General features: G+C 36.8%; 15 protein-coding genes. 9 read left to right on the top strand and 6 right to left on the bottom strand.

The features are described from left to right. Positions 1-17: 17 nt before the first annotated feature. Positions 18-434 (bottom strand): hypothetical protein, encoded by a 417-nt coding sequence (locus IEV41_RS17760; RefSeq protein WP_188389857.1) that lies wholly within the window; start codon positions 432-434, stop codon positions 18-20. A gap of 215 nt (positions 435-649) precedes the next feature. Here IEV41_RS17760 and IEV41_RS17755 point away from each other — a divergent pair, with 215 nt between their 5' ends. Continuing rightward, positions 650-1,150 (top strand): HugZ family pyridoxamine 5'-phosphate oxidase, encoded by a 501-nt coding sequence (locus IEV41_RS17755; protein WP_188389856.1) that lies wholly within the window; start codon positions 650-652, stop codon positions 1,148-1,150. 46 nt (positions 1,151-1,196) lie between these two features. Here IEV41_RS17755 and glpT read toward each other — a convergent pair whose 3' ends face one another. Next, on the bottom strand, positions 1,197-2,567 hold the full coding sequence (gene glpT / locus IEV41_RS17750; RefSeq protein WP_188389855.1) for a glycerol-3-phosphate transporter: 1,371 nt from the start codon (positions 2,565-2,567) through the stop codon (positions 1,197-1,199). A 468-nt stretch (positions 2,568-3,035) separates the two neighbouring features. Here glpT and IEV41_RS17745 point away from each other — a divergent pair, with 468 nt between their 5' ends. Genes IEV41_RS17745 through IEV41_RS17720 form a run of 6 tightly spaced genes read left to right on the top strand, consistent with a single transcriptional unit; the run spans position 3,036 to position 9,855 of the window. Next, positions 3,036-4,850: an IucA/IucC family protein gene (locus tag IEV41_RS17745; RefSeq protein ID WP_188389854.1), complete on the top strand. Its 1,815-nt coding sequence runs from the start codon at positions 3,036-3,038 to the stop codon at positions 4,848-4,850. Beyond that, positions 4,828-6,546, top strand: coding sequence for an IucA/IucC family protein (locus IEV41_RS17740; RefSeq protein ID WP_188389853.1), 1,719 nt, complete (start codon positions 4,828-4,830; stop codon positions 6,544-6,546). Before IEV41_RS17745 ends, IEV41_RS17740 begins: the two co-directional genes overlap by 23 nt. A 13-nt stretch (positions 6,547-6,559) precedes the next feature. Then, complete coding sequence (locus IEV41_RS17735; RefSeq protein WP_188389852.1) at positions 6,560-7,792, top strand: AMP-binding protein; 1,233 nt, start codon at positions 6,560-6,562, stop codon at positions 7,790-7,792. Next, positions 7,789-8,052, top strand: coding sequence for a petrobactin biosynthesis protein AsbD (asbD, locus tag IEV41_RS17730; protein WP_188389851.1), 264 nt, complete (start codon positions 7,789-7,791; stop codon positions 8,050-8,052). The genes IEV41_RS17735 and asbD overlap by 4 nt, the downstream gene beginning before the upstream one ends. After that, positions 8,045-9,028 carry a DUF6005 family protein gene (locus IEV41_RS17725; protein ID WP_188389850.1) on the top strand — a complete coding sequence of 328 codons (984 nt, stop codon included), beginning with the start codon at positions 8,045-8,047 and terminating at the stop codon, positions 9,026-9,028. Before asbD ends, IEV41_RS17725 begins: the two co-directional genes overlap by 8 nt. Next, complete coding sequence (locus IEV41_RS17720) at positions 9,025-9,855, top strand: sugar phosphate isomerase/epimerase family protein (protein ID WP_188389849.1); 831 nt, start codon at positions 9,025-9,027, stop codon at positions 9,853-9,855. The genes IEV41_RS17725 and IEV41_RS17720 overlap by 4 nt, the downstream gene beginning before the upstream one ends. 65 nt (positions 9,856-9,920) lie before the next feature. On the opposite strand, the gene pepF is transcribed toward IEV41_RS17720, so the two are convergent. From pepF to IEV41_RS17700, 4 genes are all read right to left on the bottom strand, one after another. After that, entirely contained in the window at positions 9,921-11,738 is a 1,818-nt protein-coding gene (gene pepF, locus IEV41_RS17715; RefSeq protein WP_188389848.1) for an oligoendopeptidase F, read from the bottom strand. A gap of 252 nt (positions 11,739-11,990) precedes the next feature. Beyond that, positions 11,991-12,992 (bottom strand): FecCD family ABC transporter permease, encoded by a 1,002-nt coding sequence (locus IEV41_RS17710; RefSeq protein WP_188389847.1) that lies wholly within the window; start codon positions 12,990-12,992, stop codon positions 11,991-11,993. Next, positions 12,989-13,999: a FecCD family ABC transporter permease gene (locus IEV41_RS17705; RefSeq protein ID WP_188389846.1), complete on the bottom strand. Its 1,011-nt coding sequence runs from the start codon at positions 13,997-13,999 to the stop codon at positions 12,989-12,991. The genes IEV41_RS17710 and IEV41_RS17705 overlap by 4 nt, the downstream gene beginning before the upstream one ends. Positions 14,000-14,072: 73 nt before the next feature. After that, on the bottom strand, positions 14,073-14,951 hold the full coding sequence (locus tag IEV41_RS17700) for an iron-hydroxamate ABC transporter substrate-binding protein (protein WP_229722284.1): 879 nt from the start codon (positions 14,949-14,951) through the stop codon (positions 14,073-14,075). Positions 14,952-15,193: 242 nt separating this feature from the next. Between IEV41_RS17700 and IEV41_RS17695 the strand changes: the two genes are divergently transcribed. Together IEV41_RS17695 and IEV41_RS17690 are read left to right on the top strand one after the other, a co-directional pair. Then, positions 15,194-16,243, top strand: coding sequence for an NAD(P)/FAD-dependent oxidoreductase (locus IEV41_RS17695; protein WP_188389844.1), 1,050 nt, complete (start codon positions 15,194-15,196; stop codon positions 16,241-16,243). Between the two features lie 404 nt (positions 16,244-16,647). Further along, on the top strand, positions 16,648-24,897 hold the full coding sequence (locus IEV41_RS17690; protein ID WP_188389843.1) for a SpaA isopeptide-forming pilin-related protein: 8,250 nt from the start codon (positions 16,648-16,650) through the stop codon (positions 24,895-24,897). Positions 24,898-24,901 lie beyond the last annotated feature (4 nt).

The raw sequence follows: 24,901 nt of genomic DNA, 5'->3' as shown, positions 1-24,901 counted from the left end.
AAATAGTGGGGAACTTCTTATTGCTCTTCCTGTTTGTCTTCAAATTGAATATCGGAATCTTTAATTTGTTTCCGTATCTTAATTGCTTCTTGGCCACCTTGCTCGTCGTTTCCTTTGCCAGCGATGCCACTTCTACCATTTCCATTAGCAAACTGTGATTTGAAATTAAAACTTTCGCTACCATTAATTGCATTATGTCCACCTTGGTTGGCATTGATCCCAACGTTTTCGTTGATTTGTCCCCCGCCTTCTGCACGCTTCTCAATGTTACCAGCACTTCCGCCACCAGTTGCAATATTATTGATATTGTAGATGGAAATATTGATAGAGTAATCATTTCCAATTTCAGCATTTTCTTCTTGAGATAAATCCTCATTTGGTTGTTTATAATTTTTGAAATTCTTGAGACTCTTGAATGTTTTTCGCTTTTTCATGGAATAAGTCTCCTTTCTTTTTACTTATTACTAACATATTCAATTACTCTTCCTCTTCTTGTATTTTTGTCCATTTAAGTAGCAATAGAATAGATATAACTAGAGGGGAGGAATAAGTGGTTGTAGAAATTGTGATCGTCTGTTATATTTCTAATTGATAATGATAATTATTTTCAGTTAAAAAATAATAGAGATTGTATAGAGGAGAGGAAGAAATGAGTAAGCAAGTAGATATGAATAAGAAGAAAGAACAGTATGTACAGTTTTTACAGATGAGAAAAACGGTCGTAATGAGTATGATAGATGAGCAAGGGAATCCATTTACGAGTTATGCTCCGTTTGTTCAACAAGATGGGAAGTTTTATATTTACATTAGTAAGATCTCGGAGCATTACGCTTTTTTAGAAGCAACAAAGAAGGTAAGTGTAATGTTCTTAGCAGATGAGCAAGATGCCCCTAATTTGTTTGCACGTGAGCGGGTTCGCTTCCACTGTACAGCCATGAATGTCGGTAATGAAGGACATGAAGAGGTCTTTACAAAGTTTGAAGTAATTCACGGTGTACCAATGATGGGGGTATTACGTGGACTTGATTTATCATTATTTGAATTAGTTCCAAGTGAGGGACGTTATGTTGTGGGATTTGGCCAAGCATTTGATATTAATGTATCGGGTGAGAAATTTGAGCATGTAACAGGCGATAAAAAAGGAAAGTAAAAAAGAAAGCATAAAAATCACCCTGATTTTTATGCTTTCTTTTTTATTATGAATATTTCTTTACAACTTCTTGTCCACGTACGTTCCAAGTCAATGCAAAGATAAGCGCTGCAAGAACACAAGAACCAGCTAATAACATGAAACCTGCGTCCCAACCACCTGCGTCTACAACGAAGCCCATTAAAGCGTTAGCTGTTAATGTACCGAAGATGTAACCGAAGAAACCAGTTAAACCAGCTGCAGTACCAGCTGCTTTTTTCGGTACAAAGTCAAGCGCTTGAAGACCAATTAACATAACTGGACCATAGATTAAGAAACCGATTGCAACTAAGCAAATCATGTCAATCATAGGGTTTCCAGCTGGATTAAACCAGTATATAAGAACTGCCACTAATACTCCAACCATGAAGACAAAGCCCGCAGGTCCACGACGACCTTTGAATAATTTATCTGATAACCATCCACATAATAATGTTCCAGGGATACCTGCCCACTCATATAGGAAATAAGCTAAACCAGCTTCTTTTACATTAAAGTCTTTTTCTTCACTTAAATACGTTGGTGCCCAGTCTAGTACACCATAACGAACAAAATAAACGAAAATATTAGCAAATGCAATTGCCCATACCCATTTATTATTTAATACGTATTTGAAAAGAATATCTTTCACGGATAATTCTTGTTCAAATGATTGTTTATCTTTTGATGGATAATCATTACGATACTCTTCAATTGGTGGTAAACCTACTGATTGTGGTGTATCACGAATCAAGAAATACATTACCACTGCACAAACAAGTGCTACCAGAGCAGGTACGATAAATACGCCTTCATATCCAGTGTTAGAGAAGCCACTCATTCCAGCAAAAACAGCTACACCAGCTAATGCAACTGGGGCCATTAAGCCTCCACCTACGTTATGTGATACGTTCCAAATAGCTGTTTTATTTCCACGCTCACTAATACTATACCAGTGAACAAGTGAACGTCCAGCTGGTGGCCAGCCCATTCCTTGTACCCATCCGTTTAAGAAAATCATGATAAACATAATGGTTACGCCAGATGTGAAGTATGGGACGAATCCCATTAATAAGTTAATAATTGCAGAAAGCACTAATCCGACAGTCATAAAGATTCGTGGATTACTTCGATCAGAAATGGTTGCCATTAAGAATTTACTAATTCCGTATGCAATTGCTAAAGCAGATAAGGCAAAACCAAGTTGTGTTTTTGTCCATCCTTCTTCCTCAATTAAGAATGGCATTGCAATAGAGAAGTTCTTACGAATTAAGTAGTATGCTGCATAGCCGATGAAAATTCCCATGAAGACTTGGAATCGAAGCTTTTTGTATTCAGCATCAATGCGTTCTTCAGGCAAACGATCGATTGCTGGCGCAGGCTTGAAAAATTTGAACATGTGTAAACCTCCTTGATGAATAAAGTGGTAAAAATTATCTACGAACAAGAAAAAACCCATACTTTTTGACACTTTCCTAAATAGAAAGTGCTGAAAATATGAGTCTCCGAATCTCCGTCATAGTTAACTTGTCAGTAAGCATTCTATCATTAAATTCAAGCGTTTACAATTTTATTAGCGTAAAAACTTTGTAAAATAATAAAATTGTTGAAAAGCAGGTAATTTACGGTTGTTTTTGGATATAAATGATCGTTTTTAATGGTTATTATTGAAGATGTAGGTATGAAGAAAATGGAAATACCTAATAGAAATAGTGCTTTTGGCGGTTGAGGCTATAAGGGGATTTTTTTATGATAGAGGTATATAACTTGAAAATGAGAATCATTATCAAGTATGATAATGTAAAAATACATTTTTCTTTATGAAAAAGAGGAAAGAGCATGATTTGACGAAAGGACGAAACGATACATGTATCAATCAGCTAAGTATATTGCGGAACATGCAACATTTCAGGCATTTGTAAATAGTTACATTCGTGAGGTAAGCACAGGGACTTGGAAGGAGCGACAAGAATGGGAACAAGAGCATTCTTTTGTCTCTATTCTAAGTGGGGAATATGTGTTAGAGCTAGAATTACCAAGGCAAGAAAAAAGATTTGTATTTGAAGTAAAGTACCGTTCTAAAGTTGGAAGACATACATTCGGTCGTTGTTTTGCATATCGTGTACAAGATTATACATGGTATGAAGAAGATAAATTAACAGTCATATTAGCACTTATTCAAGAATTGCATGCAACAGCCAAATACAATGGATGCCATGAATTACAATCACACTTTGACGAACTCATTTTACGATTAATTGAAAGTTATCAAACAATGGGAACGTATATAGAGAAAAGAGTGAAAGATAAAGATAGATTGTATGGTGAAACGAGTACGTTCATTGAGATGGAGCAAGCGCTTCTTTTTGGTCACTGGCTGCACCCTACACCGAAGAGTAGACAAGGGATGGCAGGATGGTATCACGAAAGCTATGCCCCTGAACTTCAAGGAAAGTTTCAATTACACTATTTTAATATTAGTCGTTCATTAATAGAAGAATCATCAGCGTTAGCGATAAATACGAGTGATTTAATCTATCAATCAATAAAAGGATATTTACCGAAAACATTACATAAACAGTGTCTTATTCCAATGCATCCTCTTCAGGCAGAATGGTTAATGCAGCAAGACCATGTGAAGAAAGCGATACAAGCAGGGCTGATTGAAAATATAGGACCATTAGGGAAGTTCTTTACTGCAACGTCTTCTTTACGAACGGTGTATAACGAAGAAGAAGAGTGGATGTATAAGTTTTCTATCCCGGTAAAAGTAACAAACTCTTTACGTGTAACACGACATCATGAGTTAAAGGCCGGAGTAGTAATTGCAAAATTGATGGATCGCATTCATTTCCTAGAAAATAATCCATCCTTCCATATTATTCATGATCCAGCATATATTACCGCGGTATTACCTGGTAGAGAAGAGTCCGGATTTGAAGTTATTCTTAGATCGAATACTTTTCTACAAGGGGAAGATAAAGATGTTAGTCTAATTGCCGCACTAGTACAGGAGCCTTTACCGGGTGTGAAATCACGGTTACATCAAATAATAGAAACAATCGCACAAGTTGAATCTAGATTGCAAGAAGAAGTAAGTATGGATTGGTATGAACAATACTGGAAGTGTGCAATTGAACCATTAATCCGCCTGTATGACGAGCATGGTATTGCTCTTGAAGCACATCAGCAAAATAGCGTTATTCGACTATCAAATGGTTATCCAGGTGTATATTACTACCGTGATAATCAAGGTTATTATTTATCAAAAGCACATGAGCAAGAATTGCTTATGACAGAACCTTCTTTAGAAGAAACACGTGAATTGTTTTATGATGATGCACTGATTCGAGAAAGATTTACATATTACTTATTTATGAATCAATTATTCTCTATTATCCATCGCTTTGGGGCAGATCAACTTGTCGATGAACAGAAGCTTATTATGTGGTCAATTGAACAATTACACGTATTAGAAAAAAAGTTAAAAGGACAAGGAAAAGCATTTGTTCAAATGCTATTAACGCAAGAAGAACTACCATTTAAAGCGAATTTACTTACACGTTTCCATGATGTAGATGAATTAGAAGCAGATCTTGAGCAGGCGGTATACGTAACGATGTCAAACCCTCTTGTCTGTTATAGAAAGGAGGAAGAGTATGAAGCAGTCGTTACGTATTAAGAAAGCGGAACAGCGAGTTAGAAGGCAACTCATTGAAGCGATTTTATTTGAGGGAATTCTTCCTTACGAAGAGGAGAAGAAAGAAGATAAATCTATCTATACGATATACGGGAAAGACATTTGTTTTCAATGTGAAGGAAAAAGAATGGCGTTTGACCGCATTCGTATTCAAGAGCATGCGGTGTATCAACAACGAGCAAATGGTGCGTATGAAGAGGCGACGTTAGAGGAAATTGTAGGAGCTATTACGTCAATTCGTGAAGATAGAGAACGCCTTCTTCACGAATTACAACAGACGATTAAACTATGCGAATGGAATGAAGAAAACCTTCCGCCTTTTTCTGAAAGAAGAACGGCTTCGTATGAAGAACTAGAATCAGAAATTGTGGAAGGGCACCCGTATCATCCATGTTTTAAATCGCGTACGGGTTTTACATTAGAAGATCATGCGAACTATGGACCAGAATCGAAACAACCTTTTACGTTGCAATGGGTTGCAGCCAAAAGAGATATAGTGCGTATCGCGATGGTAGAAGAGGAAGACGCATTTTGGCAAAGAGAACTTGGATTTGAAATATTGGAAAAGATGCAAGAGGAACTCATGGCACTAGGAAAGACGATGGAACAGTATACCTTTCTCCCAATCCATCCTTGGCAATGGAAAAACTTAAAGGAAGAACTAGAAGCGTATATACAGGAAGAAGACATCATTCCGCTTTCTATTCAAGTTGATACTTACCGTGCGACACAGTCTGTGCGTACGTTATGGAATGTGGATTATCCTGAAAAAGCGTATGTGAAGTTACCACTAAATATGGTGAATACTTCTTCGTTAAGAAAGCTAACTGCCCATTCTGTTTGTGCAGCACCTTCTATTTCTAAGTGGATTAAAGGTATTGTACAATCTGATTCTTATTTACGAGATACGTTGCTCATACTTGAGGAATATGCGGGAATTATCGTTGAACCAACGCATGAGAAGAGCAAACAACTTGAAGGACAAATTGGAGCAATCTGGCGGGAAAGTGTGCGGATGTATATGGAAGAAGGAGAAGAGGCTGTTCCTTTCACTGCACTTATGATGGTTGAGCAGGATGAACGACTGTTTATCGATGATTGGTTAGAGTGTTATGGAGTAGAGGAATGGTTAAAACGTTTTATGGAAGTAAGTATTCTTCCAGTATGGCATTTACTTGTTGCACACGGTATCGCAGTAGAAGCACATGCTCAGAATATGATTTTGCTTCATCGAAATGGTTGGCCGACTCGTATTGTACTGAGGGATTTTCATGAAAGCATTGAATACCAAGAGGCGTTCCTTCAAGATAAAAACATTCTTCCTCGTTTTGAAGAGGTACATGAGCGATTCAAAATGGCTTCTTTAGATGAAGAATATGCAATGTCTTCTGTTGAGGCGCTTAGAGAACTTATTATGGATACACTTTTCGTCTTCCACTTTAGTGAAATCTCATTCGTTATGGATCGATATGGTAAATGTAGAGAAGAAGATTTCTGGAAAGAAATGAATCAAATAATTGCGGAGTATACGGAGCGTTTTCCATCTCTTCTTACGAGGCACGAGCAATTACAGCATACAAGCCCATATATTTACGTGGAATCACTTCTCACAAGAAAGCTTCAATATAAAGTAGAGGGCTGTCGTCATTTCGTGCGTAACGAATTGACGATGGGATGAAGGAGAGAGAAACATGTTTTTTGTTGATGACAACTATTACACACTAGATGATATAGAAAAACAATTCGCGGTATTTGAAGGAATACCATACATAAAAGAATGTGAGAATCGTCGAATAGCAGTATGTATGTCAGATGCATTTCAATGGTTAGCATTATGTTTTTATGTTCAACGTAAAGGTGGGTCAGTCGTTCCGATTCACTCTTCTACCCCTAGAGAAGGAGCTATTCGATTAGCGACATTAACGCATAGTCACATCTTACTTTTTCAGTCATTACATATGCCGTTACATATTTCTACGACTGAAAACAAACGAGAAGGATTTCTTATTCAGATGAGCTCTGGAACAACTGGTACGCCAAAAGTTATTGAACGTTCATGGGAATCGATTGAAGAAGAACTTACAAGTTATGTAGAAGCATTACCAATAGATGCTGAAACAACATCAATCGTAGCATGTCCAGTTACTCATTCTTATGGATTAATTAGTGGATTCCTAGCTTGTTTGAAAAGGGGAGCAGAACCAATCATCATAACAAATATGAATCCAAAATATATATTAAAGAAATTAGAGCAATATCCAAATCATATCGTATACGCGGCTCCTGTATTGCTTCATACATTAGCATGTTTCTTACCTAGCAGTCAGATGTTCCATTCTGTTATGACATCGGGTACAGTAATGCCCACCAATTGGCTGGAATTATTAAATAAAAAATCTTCCCGAGTACTGCAACAATATGGGTGTTCAGAGGCGGGATGTGTTGCTATTCACCCAGGTGTGCAAGATGCAAAGGAAATGGGCTATTCACTTTCCCATGTAAAAGTAGAAGCAGGAAGTATCGATATGCCGGCTGAAATTGTTATTCATACAGCGATGAATACTATTTCGACGAAGGATCTTGGATATATTGAAAATGGAGTAGTATCATTCTTATCAAGGATGGATGATATGATTAATGTTGCTGGATTAAATGTGTATCCAGCAGAAGTGGAAAATACCTTAATGACCGAGCCTAGAATTGTAGAAGCTGTGGTATATAAAAAGGAAAATCCTCTTTCTGGGGAGCGTGTCTGTGTGCAATATGTCGCGACAGGACATATTGACGAAGGAGAGATTCGAGAATGGTGTAGAGAGCGTCTTGCACCTCACCAAATTCCAGTAGAAATCATTCGTGTCGATGAAATTGAAAAGCTTCCAAACGGCAAGATAAGCAGAAAGAAATTAGGAGGATTCATCTCATGACAAGACAAGAAATCATTACGAACATTTTTACCATTATGGAGCAACATTTACAATTACCAACGTTGTCTTCTTTCCATGAGGATGCTAGATTGAATGAAGATTTGTATATGGATTCTATTATGCTTCTTCAACTGCTACTGCATATTGAGTTAACACTTGGAGTGAAGATTCCGGATGAGGAACTTGATCCGAAAGCGTTCAAAACAGTTGGAAGTCTTGCTAGTTTCTTAGAGGAACAACAAGGAGGCAGCCATGATTAAAGTTCATTGTTTCGTTAGTTGTGTCTGTGAAGTCATTAAGAAAACGACAGGTATCGATCACCGTCCGTACTATTTTGGAGTATGGGATGCTGACTTTGACGTACTAGAAAACAGTGTATTAACGTACCATTCCGAGAAGATTGACCATGATTTCTTTCAAACATGGTATGAAATGTTGTACGGAATTACTTTGCATAAATGGTATAAAGAAGACCGTTCCAAACAAGAAAATGTGGATACAATGCTCCAGCTGATAGAGAATAAGTCAGCACACGAACATGTGATGGTTATGCTTGATTTATCAATGCTTCCAGAACGAGAAAATAAGTTCCATCAACGTCCGTTTCCGCATTATGTCATGTTAGAAACGACAGAGAAGCAAGATGAGTGGTTCATGTATGATCCCGATTTCCGCTGGGAAGGTATATTGTCAAAAGAGAAAATCCTTGCTGCTATTATGGAGCCGTCTGTAGAGGGAGGATACTATTTTAATGCTTCTTCTATTGTGGCACCTAGTCGAGAAACGATTGAAGCATATTTCAATACATGTATGAAACATGATTATAATCCGATGACAGATGCTGTGGCGAAGATTATAAAGGCGTATACTACGGGGAAAGAGAAGGAACGATTATCTCAATTAACGGAAGCATTGAAGCAGTTACCAGTTCTAGCAATTCGAAAGTATGCGTATGAGCATGCATATGCTTACTTTTGGGAGTATCTTGGTTATGAAGAGGATGACTTTGAAGCATGGTGTGATGAAATTGAACGCCTCGTGAAAGGGTATACAACTATTCAATACCGAGCGATGAAATTGGCAATGACAGGAGATTTTTCGCTCATATCAGAAATCGAAGCTAAGTTAGTAGAACAAAATGAGCTAGAATTTAAGATTAAACGTGGTTTACAAGAATGTTTCCAAGAGTGGTTAACTCGTCAAACAGGTCAGGAAGCAAAAGAGGTAATGCGATGAAACTATCAATTTGTACAATTTCATTCCGCCACTATCTTTATTCAATTGATCAACTGGCGCACTTCGCAAAAGATTCCGGTTTCCAAGGAATTGAATTATGGGGTGTCCATGCAAAAAATCTCGCTGATGACAATAATTATAGTGCTGATTGGCTTGCATCATATGGTTTGAAGACAAGTATGCTTAGCGATTATTTACCGTTAGAAGCATCTTATCCAGTCATGATGGAAGAAGCGCGGCATGTATCTATGCTTGCGAAGCGTTGGGGAACAAATAAGATTAGAACCTTTGTTGGAAAAGAAGGAAGTGCAGATACAAACGAGGAAAAACGAAAAGAATTGACGAAGCGCTTGCGGATATTGTGTGAATTCTTTGAAGAGAATGGGCAGCAATTACTTGTAGAAACACATCCATCTACATTAACAGATTCGCTTCCTTCTACACTTCGTCTTCTAGAAGAAACGAATCATCCAGCGTTACGAATTAACTTCGATGTGTTGCATATGTGGGAATCAGGTGTTGATCCAGTAGCAGCAATGAAGCAATTACGCCCGTTTATTTCGCATTTTCATTTTAAAAATATTGCCTCACGTGAATACTTAGACGTATTCGCACCGCATAATGTGTATGCAGCATCTGGCTCAAGGGAAGGAATGGTTCCTTTATTTGAAGGAGAAGTGAATTATAACGAGTTTTTAGAAGAAGCTTTGGCAAACGGAGAAATCGAAGCGTCACTAGAATGGTTTGGTCCAAATGTGAAAAATGTGCTGAAACAGGATGCAGATGAGGTAAAGAAAGTAGCTTCACTAGTAAAAGTAAATAGTTGATTTCAATAGTTCGTCTTATTGAAAAACGCCTTTCCAAGATATTCTTATCCTAGAAAGGCGTTTTCTTATGCTTGATAGGATTGTTCTAATTCATCAATTAATGAACCAACGTACGAAACTGCTTTCTTCACTGGTGCCGTTGTTGACATATCGACCCCTGCATGCTTCATTAATTCCAGTGGTTTTTGTGTGCCACCTGCACGTAACACATCAAGCCAGCGATCCACAGCAGGTTGTCCTTCTTCTTTAATTAATAAGGAGACAGCTGTGGATGCTGTTAAACCAGCAGAGTATGTGTATGGGTATAGGCCCATGTAGTAATGTGGTTGGCGCATCCAAGTAAGGCCAGCACCTTCATCAATTTCAACGGAATCTCCCCAGAATTCTGTTAATACGGCAGTTTTCATTTCTGTTAATGTTTTTGCAGTGAGAGCACCACCTTGTTCAGCTACTGCGTATACACGACGTTGGAATTCGGCTTCTAGTAAGTGTGTAACAAAATTGTGATAGTACGTACCGAGTAATTGTAAGATTACCCAGCGATGCATCCTCGTATCTTCCGTTGTTGCGAATAAGTGTTGTGCTAATAACAGTTCGTTCATTGTGGACGGAGCTTCTACGAAGTACATGGAAGGTCGTACGTTTACAATGCGTTGACTTTTATTCGCTAAGTAGAAATGACCAGCATGCCCAAATTCGTGTGCTAATGTGAAGCATCCACGCATGTTATCCTGCCATGTAATGAGTACATAAGGATGAGCTTCATATGGGCTTGAACAAAATGCACCTGTGGATTTACCGATATTATCAGCAAGATCTACCCATCTATTATTGAATCCCTCTTCCATAATGTCGCTGTATTCAGGTCCTAAAACTTTTAATGATTCAATAATTAGCTTACTTGCTTCCTCATATGTAATCTTTGGATTGAATTCAGGGTCCAGCGGTGCTTTCAAATCACAGAACATCATTTTATCTAGGCCAAGTACTTCTTTTTTTAACTTCGCATAGCGACGCATATGAGGAGCTAATTCTTTGTAAATTGTATCAATTTGATTGTTGTACATATCGAGCGTAATTTTGTGCGTAGCTAGTAACATGTGTGTTACTGATTCATAATTACGTAAACGAGAAAGTGCTACTTGTTTTTTCACTTCTGTTGCATAGTTAGCAGCTACAGTATTTTTATATTTTTGTAATGTTGAAACAAATGAATTATATGCTTTTCTACGGACTTCCATATTAGAAGAGAATTCATAACGGCTTTCAAATAGTGAAAATGATACAGGAAGCTCATCACCATTTTTATCTTGGATTGGAGCAAAGTCCATATCTGCTAGTTTTGCCATTTCATAAATTTTATGTGAAGAACCAAGTACCTCACCTAGTGCAGCAAGTGCTTTTTCTGTTTCTGGAGAAAGGCGATGTGGCTTCTTCTCGAGAAGTTCTATCAGATTTTTTCGGAATGGTTCAAGTGCTTTTTCTTCTTCTAGATATCGTTCGATTACACCTTCTTCTAATGCAAGTACTTCATCTTGGATAAAGGAAAGGGCAGAGCCCATTTTTGTATGTAGGGCACTAATTTTCCCAGAGTTTTCTTGGTTAATGGGATTTGTTTGATCTGTTGAGCTTTTTAAGCTAGCAAATGCCCATGATTTCATCACTTTCATCCACAATTGCTCTTCGAGTAGCAAACAATCGAGCAATGCTTTTGAGCCAGTGTGTAAAGTCCCTTTATATGGAGTAAGTTGTTCAATAGTATCTTCTATTTCTTTGAGTGATTCTTCCCAAGCCTTATCTGATGCAAATAAATCTGTTAGGTTCCATGTTAATTCTTCAGGTACTTCAGAACGGTTCAAACGTTTTTCAAGTGCTTTTTCCACTTTCTTTTCCCCCTAAAATCATTTTTTTCAAGCTAATGTTAATTTTAACAGAAAAATCAGTTTATTTAAATAGATTAATAGTTTAAAATCGAGATAAAAAAGATGCGTGTATGGATAAAAAGGAGGAAGAGAAGGAATTGTTATTGTTTGATAAGAGTGTTTTTTTACGCCTTAAAACAGTACGTGAAATTAAAGGTTTAATTTGGAAAGAGAGTATGCCAGCAACTATAATTTTGTAGCATACTCTTTTTGTTACTCTTTGAATAATAAATACATGAAGTAAGGAGCGCCAATTAAGGAAACCATGATGCCGGCTGGTATGCCATTTGGATCAACAATATTACGTCCAATTGTATCAGCCACGAGAAGAAGCAAACCGCCTAACATTATTGTAATAGGAATACATAATTGATGCCTCGGTCCAACTAATGCTTTCGCTATATGCGGAGCCATTAGTCCGATGAAAGCAATTCCTCCAGTAACAGATACGGCTGAAGCAGAAAGTGCAACAGCTGCTAAGAGGAGTGTACGTCTTTCTTTTTCAAGGGCAATGCCTAGTCCAACCGCTACAGATTCACTTAATGCTAAGATGTTTAAGCGATTTGCCTTATAGATGATATAAGGAATTAAAATGGCGAGCCAAGGAAGAATAGCAAGTACAAATAACCAATCATCTCCCCAAATGTTTCCTGCTATCCATTTCGCAATGAAGTCTACTTTTGCACGATCAGCAGAAGAAATTAGTACAATCATTAATCCAGCAATTGCAAAAGAGAAACCAACACCGGTTAACGTTAGACGAGCTGGTTGTAACCCGGTCTCCTTATCATAAGCAAAAAAGTAAATAAGACAGGCTGTTACAAGAGCACCTAAAAAGGCAACAATCGGTAAAGCATAGATAAATGTATCTGCTTGAATTGGGAAGTATAAAAAGAAAATCGAGATAGCGATACCTGAGCCGGCATTAATTCCAATAATTCCAGGGTCAGCTAAATCATTTCTAGTCAGACTTTGTAAGATTAACCCTGACAACGCAAGTGCCATACCGGCAAGTAATGTAATGATAATTCGCGGTAGGCGGATGGAAAAGAGGACGAATTCCTCTTTAAATGTACCGTTCCCAAGGATTGTTGGAATCAGGCGATCATATGAAAGAGAGGCGGGCCCCAATCCAATACCAATTATAATTGTGATAAGTGTTAAAGTGAGTAAGATAACGAATAAAATACGTTGTTTTCTTTTAGCTGTCATCATGAGACTTTGTTGCCTCCTTTTCGTAAAATATATAAGAAGAAAGGCAAGCCCACAATTGAGATAATAGCTGCAATAGATGTTTCATATGGTGCGTTAATAGTACGTCCAATTGTATCAGCTAGAAGCATGAATGTAGCACCTAAGACAGCGCACATCGGAATGATCAGGCGATAATCACTTCCTACAATCGGACGCACAAGATGTGGGATAATTAATCCAAGAAAAGTCAGGTTACCAACAAGGGCAACAGATGCACCAGCTAATACGATAATGGCAAGGAAGAGTATCATTTTAATAAGAAAAACTTTCTGCCCTAATCCAACTGCGACATCTTCACTTAAGCTAAGAATCGTTAATTGTTTTCCAAGGAAAAGAGCAATAAAAATAGTAACTGTAATAATTGGGATAAGGATATGTAATTGTTCCCAAGTTGTCCCATTTAAGCCACCAGAAGTCCACATGGAAACATCTTTTGAAATTTTGAAGTAGATTCCGACTCCTTCAGAAACAGCTTGTAAAAATGCAGAAACGGCAGCCCCAGCTAGTACAATGCGAAACGGTGAAATAGGGCCTTTCTTCATCATACTTATTCCAAATACCATTGTTGCTCCAATAGCTGCACCAATAAAACAGGCAATCATAATCGCATAATAGTTTGCAGAAGGAATTAATGCAATTGTAATGGCTAATGCAGCACTTGCACCAGCAGTTAAACCAAGTAAACCAGGATCAGCAAGTGGATTTCGGGTAATACCTTGCATAATAGCACCGGAAACAGCGAGAGCAGCCCCGATGAAAATCGCACCGACTTCTCGAGGAAGACGAATTTCGCGAATCATTGAAAGTTTGTCGCCAACTTCTTCGGTCATGGTTGCCAACCAAACATCGTGAACAGTTGTATCGGCTGCTCCGAATGTCATTGCGATGACAAACATGATACCTAGTAGAAGGAATGCAAGAAGTAATTTAATACTAAAGAAAGCAGAGCGTGGAATGTCTTTCCCCATGTTTTCACACCTTTTCTCTATGTAGAATATACGAGGAAGAGGAATTCTTAACTAAGAATTCCTCTCCGTTTTATTATTGTCCTAAAAAGCTCTTCTTGAAGAACTCTAGTTGACGGTCTAATGTAATTGGGTCGTTAAAGAAGAATTCTTTTGCATTTGCTTCAAATACGCGACCATTTTTCACAGCAGGGATGTTTTTATATGTTTCTGTTGTTTGGAATGATGTATCGTTGTCTGTGTTTTTGCTGAAAATCACATAATCTCCTGCATACTCAGGTAATACTTCTGCTGATACTGCATAGTAACCATCTTTTAATGCCATTTCTTTTACTTTGTCAGGCATCTTTAATTTCATTTCTTGGTAAAGAATCTCTGTACCGCGTCCCCAGTTATCGCCAAATACGTATAACTCTTTGTTGAAGTTTTCGATTACTGAAACGGTAGCATCTTCACCGATTTTCGCTTTAATGTCTGTTCCTGCTTGGGCAGCACGCTTCTTGAAGTCATTTACCCATTCTGTTGCTTCTTTTTCTTTATTTAATAGTTTTCCAATTTCGATATGTTGTGTTAAATAATCAACTTTTCCGTACGTATACGTTACAGTTGGAGCGATTTCTTGTAATTTCTTTAAGTCTTTTACAGTTGATAAGCTGATAATTAAGTCTGGATCTAATTCAATAATTGTTTCAAGGTTTTCTTCTGATACTTCTTTTACATCTTTTAATTTATCTTGGAATAGTGGACTTCCTTTCGTCCATGAATCTACTCCGACAACATTTTCACTTAACGCCATTGCGTTACCTGCGTATGTGGAAAGAACAACAATACGTTGTGGATCTGCGGGTACTTCAACAGGTCCATTTTCTGATTGATATGTAATTGTTCCTGTTTTCTTTTCTTTGCTTTCTGCTGCATTTTCTTTTTCGCTTGAACCGTTTGTACAAGCGCTCATAACTAAAACAAATAATAATGCGAATACGCCTAGTAATTTCTTCACTGAAGAGTCCCTCCAAAGGTAGTTTATATTAATGATAATGATTTTCAATTGCATTAACATACATACTATAAAAGTATCATCTCCTTTTGTCAATTATTTATCAAAGATTTTAATTGGAAGGATAGATAGTTGTAAAAAAAGAGAAAACACGATATATTCTAATGAGAATGATTATCAGTTTCGGAGGAGTGGGATAGATGAATCAAAAAGATATTTTTGATGTGACAATTATTGGTGGAGGACCAGCGGGGCTCTATGCTTCTTTTTATAGCGGATTACGAGAAATGAAAACAAAGATCATTGAGTTTCAACCACAATTGGGTGGGAAAGTACATGTCTATCCTGAGAAAATGATTTGGGATGTTGGAGGATTAATGCCAACAACTGGAGAAAAGCTAATTAAGCAGTTAGTAGAACAAGGACTAACATTTCAGCCAGAAGTAGTATTAAATGAAAAGGTAGAGTCAATTGTACGAGATGAAGAAGGTATTTTTGTATTAGAAACATCATCTGGTGCACAACATTTCTCAAAAACAGTTATTATCGCAACTGGTAGCGGTATTTTAAAGCCACAAAAGCTAGAAATAGAGGGTGCAGAGAGGTATGAAGTCTCTAATTTAAATTATACAGTGAAATCGTTGAAGCATTTTAAAGATAAGGTAGTTATCGTGTCTGGTGGAGGTAATTCTGCAATTGACTGGGCAAATGAGTTAGAACCGATTGCGAAGAAAGTGTATTTAACATATCGCAAAGAAAACTTATCAGGTCATGAAGCAACGGTAAGTCAATTAATGAATAGTTCGGTAGAGTGTTTGTTACAAACAACAATCACAAAGCTAATCGCTAGTGAAAATCATGAAGTCATTGAACAAGTAGAAGTAACAAATCAAGAAACAGGTGATGTATCATATCTTTCAATTGATGAAGTCATTATTAACCATGGCTATGAACAAGATACAACATTATTAGATAATAGTACGTTAGGAATAGAACGATTAGAAGATTTCTATATTGCAGGTAGTGTGAATAGTGAATCATCAATACCTGGTATTTATGCAGCGGGAGATATTTTGAAGCATGATGGTAAATTACATCTAATTGCAGGTGCTTTCCAAGATGCTGCGAATGCGGTAAATAAAGCGAAACAATTTATTCAACCAGATGCCTATGGATATGGTATGGTTTCTTCACATAATGATATATTTAAAGAGCGAAATCGTAAGCTTGTAAAAGAAATGATGAAATAATAAAAAGCGTACTAGCACATCGAAAAAGATGTGCTAGTACGCTTTTTATGTATAAGTAGAAAAGTTTCTAAGAATAATTGTTCTTCCTTCTTCTATTAAAAATATAAAATAAGAATCATTTTTAATCCTGAATAGGAAAAAAGTAACCTATTGTAAGCGATTTCCCTTTGTAAATTAAAGGGTTAAATTTACATTTATTTGAAGGTAAATGATTCTTTTTTACTGTTTTATCAAAAAAAAACAACCAAGCGTGCAATATTTGTAACGTTGTAATAGTATTAAAGATGTTGTTTAATGTAAGTGTGTCTAAATATATATAACTACTATTTGGTTATATAAAAGGTCATGATTACTAGAAAAAACGACATGCACGAAGTGTAAAAAGATGATAAAGGGGGAATTGGATGCACAAAAAAGCAAGTAGCATCGTCTTTATCTTCATTTTGCTATCTCAAACGTTCCTTACATCGTTAGGAATGCCATTAACAGTACAAGCAATGAATGGTAGTCCTACTATTTTTACAGATGTAAAATTAGTAGATGATAAGAATGATGTGATAGATGCAAAGAAGAATCAAGACAAAAAAGTAGACCAACAAGCAACCATAACAGTTGAGTATGAGTGGGCATTAGAGCCACTCCAAGCAAAAGAAGGAGACATTTATTCATTTGCCTTACCATCAGAACTTATGGTAGTGAAAGAACAAGTTGGTCCTCTAATGACGGATCAAAAAGTAGAAGTAGGTAGTCTTCGTGTTGGAAAAGATGGTAAAGGGAAAATCCAATTTACGAAAGCAGTAGAAGATATAACTAATGCAAGAGGAACCTTTTCTATTCAGACTCAGCTGGATGAGAAAGTAGCTTCGCAGAAGGAAGTTATATCGCTTACTTTTATAACAGTGGAAGGAAATAAAATAATTGATATTCCACTAATCTCGGAAGAAATACATTCTAAAAGTGCTAAAGTTGAAGAGGGAAAGCAACTAACGGCACAAAAGGAAAATCCCGAGCAGAAAGTAGAAGAAAAGCCTGAGTTAAAACCAGAAGAAAAACCGGAAGAAAAGAAAAAAGAACCAGTCGAGATAACAGAAAATATTTTGACGAACATGGTGTTGAAAGATGAAAAAGATAATATCATCGATGCCGAAAAAAATCCTGATTTACTTATCAAATTAGGCTCTAAAGCGAAAATAGAGTACGAATGGGAATTAGAAAATAATCATGGATATGTTGCAGGTTCTACATTTACATTTAAACTTCCAGATTTATTTGAAGTCCATACTGATTTAAAGAATGAAAAGTTAATGCTAGACGGTGTACAAGTAGGAACATTTACCGTTACAACCGATCGTACAGTAACAATGACATTTAATGAAGAAATCGAAAAACGTTCAAACGTACACGGAAATATAGCTTTATGGACAGAATTTAAGAGCGTAATGGATGGAAATACAGAAAAGGATATCGTTGTACCTATTAAAGACGGGAAGGTAATTAAGACCCCTATTCGTTTTCAACCAAAGGACGTTCCCTCTATTAGTAAAAAGGGAGAACCGAATAAACGATATAATGCGACAGAAATCACATGGACAGTAGATCTTAATAAGCAATTAAAGAAAATAGATCAAGCAGTTCTTCGTGATCCGATTGAAGCTGGACAAGCATTACAAGCGAACTCCATTAAAGTATATGAATTAAATGTAGACATAGATGGGACTGTATCGGAAGGTAATCTTATTGATCCGAGCGAATATGAGATTGGTAAAATTAATGGTCAAGACTTTCAATTGAACTTTAAGTCACCAACTATTCGAGATGCGTACCGAGTGGTATACAAAACAGATATAACGGATGGAGAGCAGAAAACATTTAATAATAAAGCGACTTTATCAGGTCAAAACTTCACAGAAGTCTCCGTTGATGCTCGAGTTGATGTAGGCCGAGGGACTCCATTAGATAAAAAATCAATTGAATATGATGCGAAGAATCAAGTAATCAAATGGGAAGTTAAGTATAACTATAACGAAAAGACGATTGCACAACAGGATGCGATATTAAAAGACTTATTTAGTAAAAGTCAGCATTTTGTAGAAGGTTCATTAAACATCTATAAAATACCGATTGATGAAAATGGAAACGAAAAGCCGAATGAAAAGGAACTTGTGCCACCACATAAATATCAATTAGTACCAATTACTACCGATGTCGAAGATGGGTTTACCATTCAATTTTTAGAAGACATCTCTGCCGCATATAAAATAGAATACAAAACAAAAGCAGATGAACGTGTATTCAAAGAAGAAACTGTTAAAAATAAGGTGAGCACAAATGGTATTTCGAAAGAAGGCTCACAACAAATTCAGCAAGGTATCTTAAAGAAGCACAATACAACAACGAACTACAAAGATAAGACGACAAATTGGCGTATTACATTCAATGAAGATTATCATGAAATGACGAATGTAAAGTTAACAGATGTATTCCCGAATAAAGGATTAACATTAATCCCTACTACGCTAAAAATTATTCGTGATGGAAATGTAACGTTAAAGCCAGGTACTGATTATGTGTTAGATGAGACAAACTTTACGATTACATTTACACATCCTATTACAGAAAAACATGAAATTACGTATACGACGTCGTTTGATTATGAAGCGAGAGAAAACAAAGGTGAAAAGAAGCTTCCAAATAAAGCAACGCTTGAGTGGATTGATTCATCTGGGAGACCTCAAACAAAAGATGCAACGGCAGACTTCATCCCAGATAATCATACAGTAAGCAATGGTTATAAGCGTGGTTCATACGATGCTACTACGAAGGAAATCACATGGAATATCGGAATCAATTACAATTTACTAAAGATTAAAAATGCGACAGTAGAAGATTTTCTATTATCTGACCAAGAACTAGTTCCTAATTCATTGAAGGTATACGATATGGATATAAATGGACAATCCAATGGTGGATCTAACGGTAAAACAGAATTGATTCTTGATCAAGATTACACAATTACAGAAATTCAAGATAAAGATGGCAATAAAGGTTTCCGTATTTCCTTCTTGAATGAAATTGATTCACCGTACGATATTACGTATAAGACAAGTCTTAAAGGGAAACACATCCAAGACGTATATCGTAATACAGCGACGCTTCGTGATGGGGATACAACTTTAACTAACCTTACAGCAGATGTTCCTATTCCACATGGTGATGTATATGTATCAAAGTCTGGAGCACAACAAAAGGGTCAGAGGTTAATAGATTGGAAGGTTGAGATTAACTATGGACAATCTGAAGTTCATAACGCGAAGTTAATTGATAATCCAAGTCCAAACCAACTCCTATTAGAAGATACATTCCACCTTTATGAAACGACAGTGGATGCGGCTGGAAAAGTAACAAAAGGGAAAGAGTTGACGAAAGAACAGGACTATAAGTTAGTTATTCACACAAATGATGAAGGACATCAATATTTTGAAGTCTCATTCCCTAATACAATTAATTCTGCTTATATGTTGGAATACCAATCGTATATTACCGCCTCTGATAATGAGCAAGTAACCAATGAGGTATCCTTCGAAGGCGAACAGATTAAGACAGGTAAGAAAGATTCGCAAGGTTCAGTAACAGTCAAAGTTACTTCTGGATCAGGTACGGGAAGCGGAAAAACAGGTGCATTACAAATTGTTAAAGTAGATGCAGCTACAGGTGAAAAGCTTAAAGGGGCATCGTTTACACTTTATAACGAAGACGAGACAATTGCTATTCGTAAGATAACGACAGATGCTGAAGGAAAAGCAGTAATCAAAAACTTGTTATACGGTGATTATGTGCTTAAAGAAGATATGGCACCAGAAGGATATGTCGTATCAATTGGTAAGCAGAAAATAAATTTCACAGAAGCAAAGTCCGTTCATGAAATCAAAAACAAAAAAATTATTCGTGCAGTAGAATTAAGGAAAGTCGATAAACATGATAAAACGTTAAAGTTACAAGGAGTAAAGTTTAATTTACTTGATGATAAAGGAAATATCGTTCGAGCTGACTTAGTAACCGATGAGCATGGGAAGATATTTATCGATGAATTAAATCCAGGCACGTATAAATTTGTAGAGACACAAGAATTAGAACATTATAAGAAAAATCCGAAAGAGTATGAATTTACAATTGAGGAGAAACAGACAGAAATTGATATTGTAACAGTCGAAAATGAGCTGATTTCAGGTGCAGTAGAGTTAACGAAAGTGGATAAAGATAATGGTGCAAATCCGCTGACAGGAGCTTCCTTTAATCTGTTAAATAGTAAAGGTCAAACAATTCGCCGTGGATTACCAGTAGATGCGAATGGGAAACTTATTATTTCAGACTTACAACCAGGAGAATACTCGTTAGTTGAAACAAAAGCACCAAAAGATTATGTATTAGACAAAACACCAATCAAATTTACAATTGAAAAAAGCCAGATAGAAATAGTTAAGGTAGTTGCAGAAAATGAACTAACTCCAGCTACTATTGAATTAACAAAAGTGGATAAAGATGATAAAGCAATTAAACTTGCTGGAGCGGAGTTTAGCCTATACAGCCAAGATGATACATTACTTCAATCTGGTTTGAAGACAGAGGATGGCGGGATTTTATCTATTCCGAACTTGAAGCCAGGTACGTACAAGCTTATAGAAACAAAAGCACCAGAGCATTATGAGTTAGATGGAACACCAATTTTGTTCACAGTTGAACGAGGTGGAGCAAAAGTATCTGTAACAGCAGAGAACAAGCTAACACCAGGTTCGGTGGAGTTAACAAAAGTCGATGCAGATAAAAATGACATTACACTAGTAGGTGCGGAGTTTAAAGTAGAAGATGCGGCAGGAAATGTTGTGAAAGAAAAAGTCACAACAGGAGAAAACGGGAAAATAGAAGTAACAGATCTTCGTCCAGGCATATACAAGTTTATTGAAACGAAAGCACCAGAGCACTATACGTTAGATGAAACACCAATTGAATTCGAGATTAGTAAAAGTCAGACAGAAATAAAGAAAGTAACAGCAGAAAACAAACTAATTCCAGGTTCAGCAGAATTAACAAAAGTCGATAAAGATAAACAAGAAATTGTCCTAAAAGATGCAGAGTTTAGAGTAGAGGATGAGGCAGGAAATGTTGTAAGAGAAAAAATTACAACAGGAGATGACGGTAAAGTAGAAGTAACGGATCTCCGTCCAGGCATATACTACTTCATCGAAACAAAAGCACCAATTGGATATGAATTAGATGAAAGCCCAATTAAGTTTGTAATTGAAAAAGGTCAAACAGAAAAGGCAGTAGTCGAAGCAACAAATAAAATTATTCCAGGTTCAGTTGAGCTGATGAAAGTGGATGAAGACAAACAAGACGTTGTGTTGAAAGATGCAGTATTTAAAATAGTCGATAAAGACGGAAATGTTGTAAGAGAGAAAGTTACAACAGGAGAGAATGGAAAAGTAGAAGTAACAGATCTTCGTCCAGGCACATATTACTTTATCGAAACAATAGCTCCATTCGGCTATGAATTAGATACAACTTCAATTGAATTTGTGATTGAACAAGAACAAAAAGAGATAATTCGTGTTAAGGCAGAAAATAAAATTATCCCAGGCGCAGTAGAACTAACAAAAGTGGATAAAGATGACCATGAAATGAAGTTAGTAGGCGCAGAATTTAAAGTAGTAGATGAGGATGGAAATGTTGTGAAAGAAAAAGTCACAACAGGAGAAGGTGGAAAAGTAGAAGTAACAGACCTTCGCCCAGGCACATATAAATTCATTGAAACGAAAGCGCCAGAACACTATACGTTAGATGAAACACCAATTGAATTCGATATTAGTAAGAGTCAGACAGAAGTAAAGAAAGTAACAGCAGAAAACAAACTAATCTCAGGTGCAGTAGAACTAACAAAAGTGGATAAGGATGACTATGAAGTTAAGTTAGTAGGCGCAGAATTTAAAGTAGTAGATGAGGATGGAAATGTTGTGAAAGAAAAAGTCACAACAGGAGAAGGTGGAAAAGTAGAGGTAACAGACCTTCGCCCAGGCAGATACAAATTCATTGAAACGAAAGCACCAGAACACTATACGTTAGATGAAACACCAATTGAATTCGAGATTAGTAAGAGTCAGACAGAAGTAAAGAAAGTAATAGCAGAAAATAAAATCATCCCAGGCGCAGTAGAACTAACAAAAGTGGATAAGGATGATCATGAAGTTAGGTTAGTAGGCGCAGAATTTAAAATAGTAGATGAGGATGGAAATGTTGTGAAAGAAAAAGTTACAACAGGAGAAGGTGGAAAAGTAGAAGTAACAGACCTTCGCCCAGGCATATATAAACTCATTGAAACGAAAGCGCCAGAACACTATACGTTAGATGAAACACCGATTGAATTCGAGATTAGTAAGAGTCAGACAGAAGTGAAAAAAGTAATAGCAGAGAACGAGTTAGTTCCTGGTTCTGTTGAATTAACAAAAATCGATCAAGATGACAAGAAAACACCATTAGAAGGTGCCAAGTTCCGTTTAGAGCGTAAGTTAAAGGATGGTAAGGTTGAAGTTATTTCAAAAGAGGAAATAACAGATGTGGATGGCAAAATAAAGGTAGAAAATCTGACGCCAGGTGACTATCAATTTGTCGAAACAGAAGCACCAACTGACTATGCGCTAAATGAAACGCCACTTGGATTTGAAATCGTACGAAGTCAGCAAGAAATGTTACACGTATCTTTTGAGAATGAACTAGCTCGAGGTGCTGTACAACTTATTAAAGTAGATAGCTATGATGAGGCAGAGAAGTTACAAGACGCAGAGTTCAAACTACTAGATAGTACAGGCAAAGTAGTTGAACCAGAAATACGTAAAACAGATGAAAATGGTAGTATCATTGTAGAAAATCTAAAACCAGGGAACTACACGTTTATCGAAACAAAAGCTCCGTTTGGTTATGAATTAGATGATACAGAGATTTCTTTTGAAGTTGTAAGAGGGCAGAAGGAGATGCTTATCCTTCCTGTACACCCGAATACATTAATCCCGGGTACTGTTGAGTTAACAAAAGTGTCTACACATAGTAATGCAACGTTAGCTAATGCAGAGTTTGAATTACAAGATAGTACAGGGGAAGCAGTAGTTGTTGAAGGGAAATCAACATTTATAACGGATGAAAATGGTAAAATAACAGTACCTGGTTTACGCCCAGGCACATATCAATTTGTCGAAACAAAAGCTCCAAATGGTTATCATCTAGATACGACGCCAATTGTATTCACAATTGATAAAGGTCAAATAGTAACGAAAGCAATCACAGCAAAAAACACGTTAATTACAGGTTCTGTAGAATTAACGAAAGTTGATAAAGACAACAAAGAAATTAAGCTACAAGGTGTTGAATTCCGACTTCAAGACATGGCCGGAAATGTTCTGCAATCAGGACTTATGACAAATGAAGCTGGTGTAATTGTTATCTCAGGTCTAGTACCTGGTGATTATCAATTTGTTGAAACGAAAGCATCATTTGGGTATCAGCTAGATGGAACACCAATTAAGTTTACGGTTGTAGGAAGTCAAGAAACGGTTGTAACGGTAGAAAATGAATTGATCCCAAGTGAAGTTGAGCTAACGAAAGTAGATGTTGAGAACAACGAAATCACATTAGCAAATGCAGAGTTTGAGCTACAGGATCAAGACGGCAACACATTAGCAACAGGATTCACAACAAATGATCAAGGAAAAATAGTTGTTCCTAATTTAAAGCCAGGCAAGTATCAGTTCGTTGAGACGAAAGCACCGTTTGGTTATGAGTTAGATGAAACGCCAATTGAATTCGTGATTGAAAAAGGTCAAACGAAAGCGACAACTGTGACAGCAGAAAATGAGCTGTCAACAGGCACAGTTGAGCTAACGAAAGTAGATGTTGAGAACAACGAAATCACATTAGCGGATGCAGAGTTTGAGTTACAGAATCAAGACGGTAACACATTGGCAACAGGATTCACAACAAATGATCAAGGAAAAATAGTTGTTCCTAATTTAAAGCCAGGCAAATACCAGTTCGTTGAGACGAAAGCACCGTTTGGTTATGAGTTAGATGAAACGCCAATTGAATTCGTGATTGAAAAAGGTCAAACGAAAGCGACAACTGTGACAGCAGAAAATAAGTTGTCAACAGGCACAGTTGAGCTAACGAAGGTAGATCGCCATAATCATGAAGTTGTATTAGCAGGTGCAGAGTTTGCATTACAAGATGGGGAAGGGAATATCTTGAAGTCAGACTTAACGACAGATAAGAATGGGAAAATCATTGTAGATGGTTTGAAGCCAGGTGAATATCAGTTTGTTGAAACGAAAGCACCAACAGGTTATGAGATAGATGTGACACAGCTACGTTTTACAATTGAAAAAGGTCAAACAGAGCATGTTACGGTTATAGCCGAGAATGCAAAAACAAGTTACCCGGAAGAAAAGGAACATAAACCAGATGGTGAAACGAAAGATGATGAAATATCACCTAATAAAACACCGGATGGTGGATTACCAAATACAAGTACAAACATCTTTAACATGATGCTAGCAGGTATTGGTCTACTCTTCCTAGGAGTAGGATTCTTCTTCCGTAGAAAGAAAGTATAAGAAA

This window comes from Priestia taiwanensis (assembly GCF_014638355.1).
In the GTDB taxonomy this organism is placed as follows: Bacteria; Bacillota; Bacilli; order Bacillales; family Bacillaceae_G; genus Priestia_D; species Priestia_D taiwanensis.
Note: the sequence above shows the minus strand (reverse complement) of the source record. Positions and strands in the feature narration are given on the sequence as shown.

Excerpts from the sequence above, each read along its gene's own strand:
- IEV41_RS17760 (WP_188389857.1), bottom strand. The coding sequence starts at position 434 with ATGAAAAAGCGAAAAACATTCAAGAGTCTCAAGAATTTCAAAAATTAT.
- IEV41_RS17755 (WP_188389856.1), top strand. The coding sequence starts at position 650 with ATGAGTAAGCAAGTAGATATGAATAAGAAGAAAGAACAGTATGTACAG.
- glpT (WP_188389855.1), bottom strand. The coding sequence starts at position 2,567 with ATGTTCAAATTTTTCAAGCCTGCGCCAGCAATCGATCGTTTGCCTGAA.
- IEV41_RS17745 (WP_188389854.1), top strand. The coding sequence starts at position 3,036 with ATGTATCAATCAGCTAAGTATATTGCGGAACATGCAACATTTCAGGCA.
- IEV41_RS17740 (WP_188389853.1), top strand. The coding sequence starts at position 4,828 with ATGAAGCAGTCGTTACGTATTAAGAAAGCGGAACAGCGAGTTAGAAGG.
- IEV41_RS17735 (WP_188389852.1), top strand. The coding sequence starts at position 6,560 with ATGTTTTTTGTTGATGACAACTATTACACACTAGATGATATAGAAAAA.
- asbD (WP_188389851.1), top strand. The coding sequence starts at position 7,789 with ATGACAAGACAAGAAATCATTACGAACATTTTTACCATTATGGAGCAA.
- IEV41_RS17725 (WP_188389850.1), top strand. The coding sequence starts at position 8,045 with ATGATTAAAGTTCATTGTTTCGTTAGTTGTGTCTGTGAAGTCATTAAG.
- IEV41_RS17720 (WP_188389849.1), top strand. The coding sequence starts at position 9,025 with ATGAAACTATCAATTTGTACAATTTCATTCCGCCACTATCTTTATTCA.
- IEV41_RS17710 (WP_188389847.1), bottom strand. The coding sequence starts at position 12,992 with ATGATGACAGCTAAAAGAAAACAACGTATTTTATTCGTTATCTTACTC.
- IEV41_RS17705 (WP_188389846.1), bottom strand. The coding sequence starts at position 13,999 with ATGGGGAAAGACATTCCACGCTCTGCTTTCTTTAGTATTAAATTACTT.
- IEV41_RS17700 (WP_229722284.1), bottom strand. The coding sequence starts at position 14,951 with ATGAGCGCTTGTACAAACGGTTCAAGCGAAAAAGAAAATGCAGCAGAA.
- IEV41_RS17695 (WP_188389844.1), top strand. The coding sequence starts at position 15,194 with ATGAATCAAAAAGATATTTTTGATGTGACAATTATTGGTGGAGGACCA.
- IEV41_RS17690 (WP_188389843.1), top strand. The coding sequence starts at position 16,648 with ATGCACAAAAAAGCAAGTAGCATCGTCTTTATCTTCATTTTGCTATCT.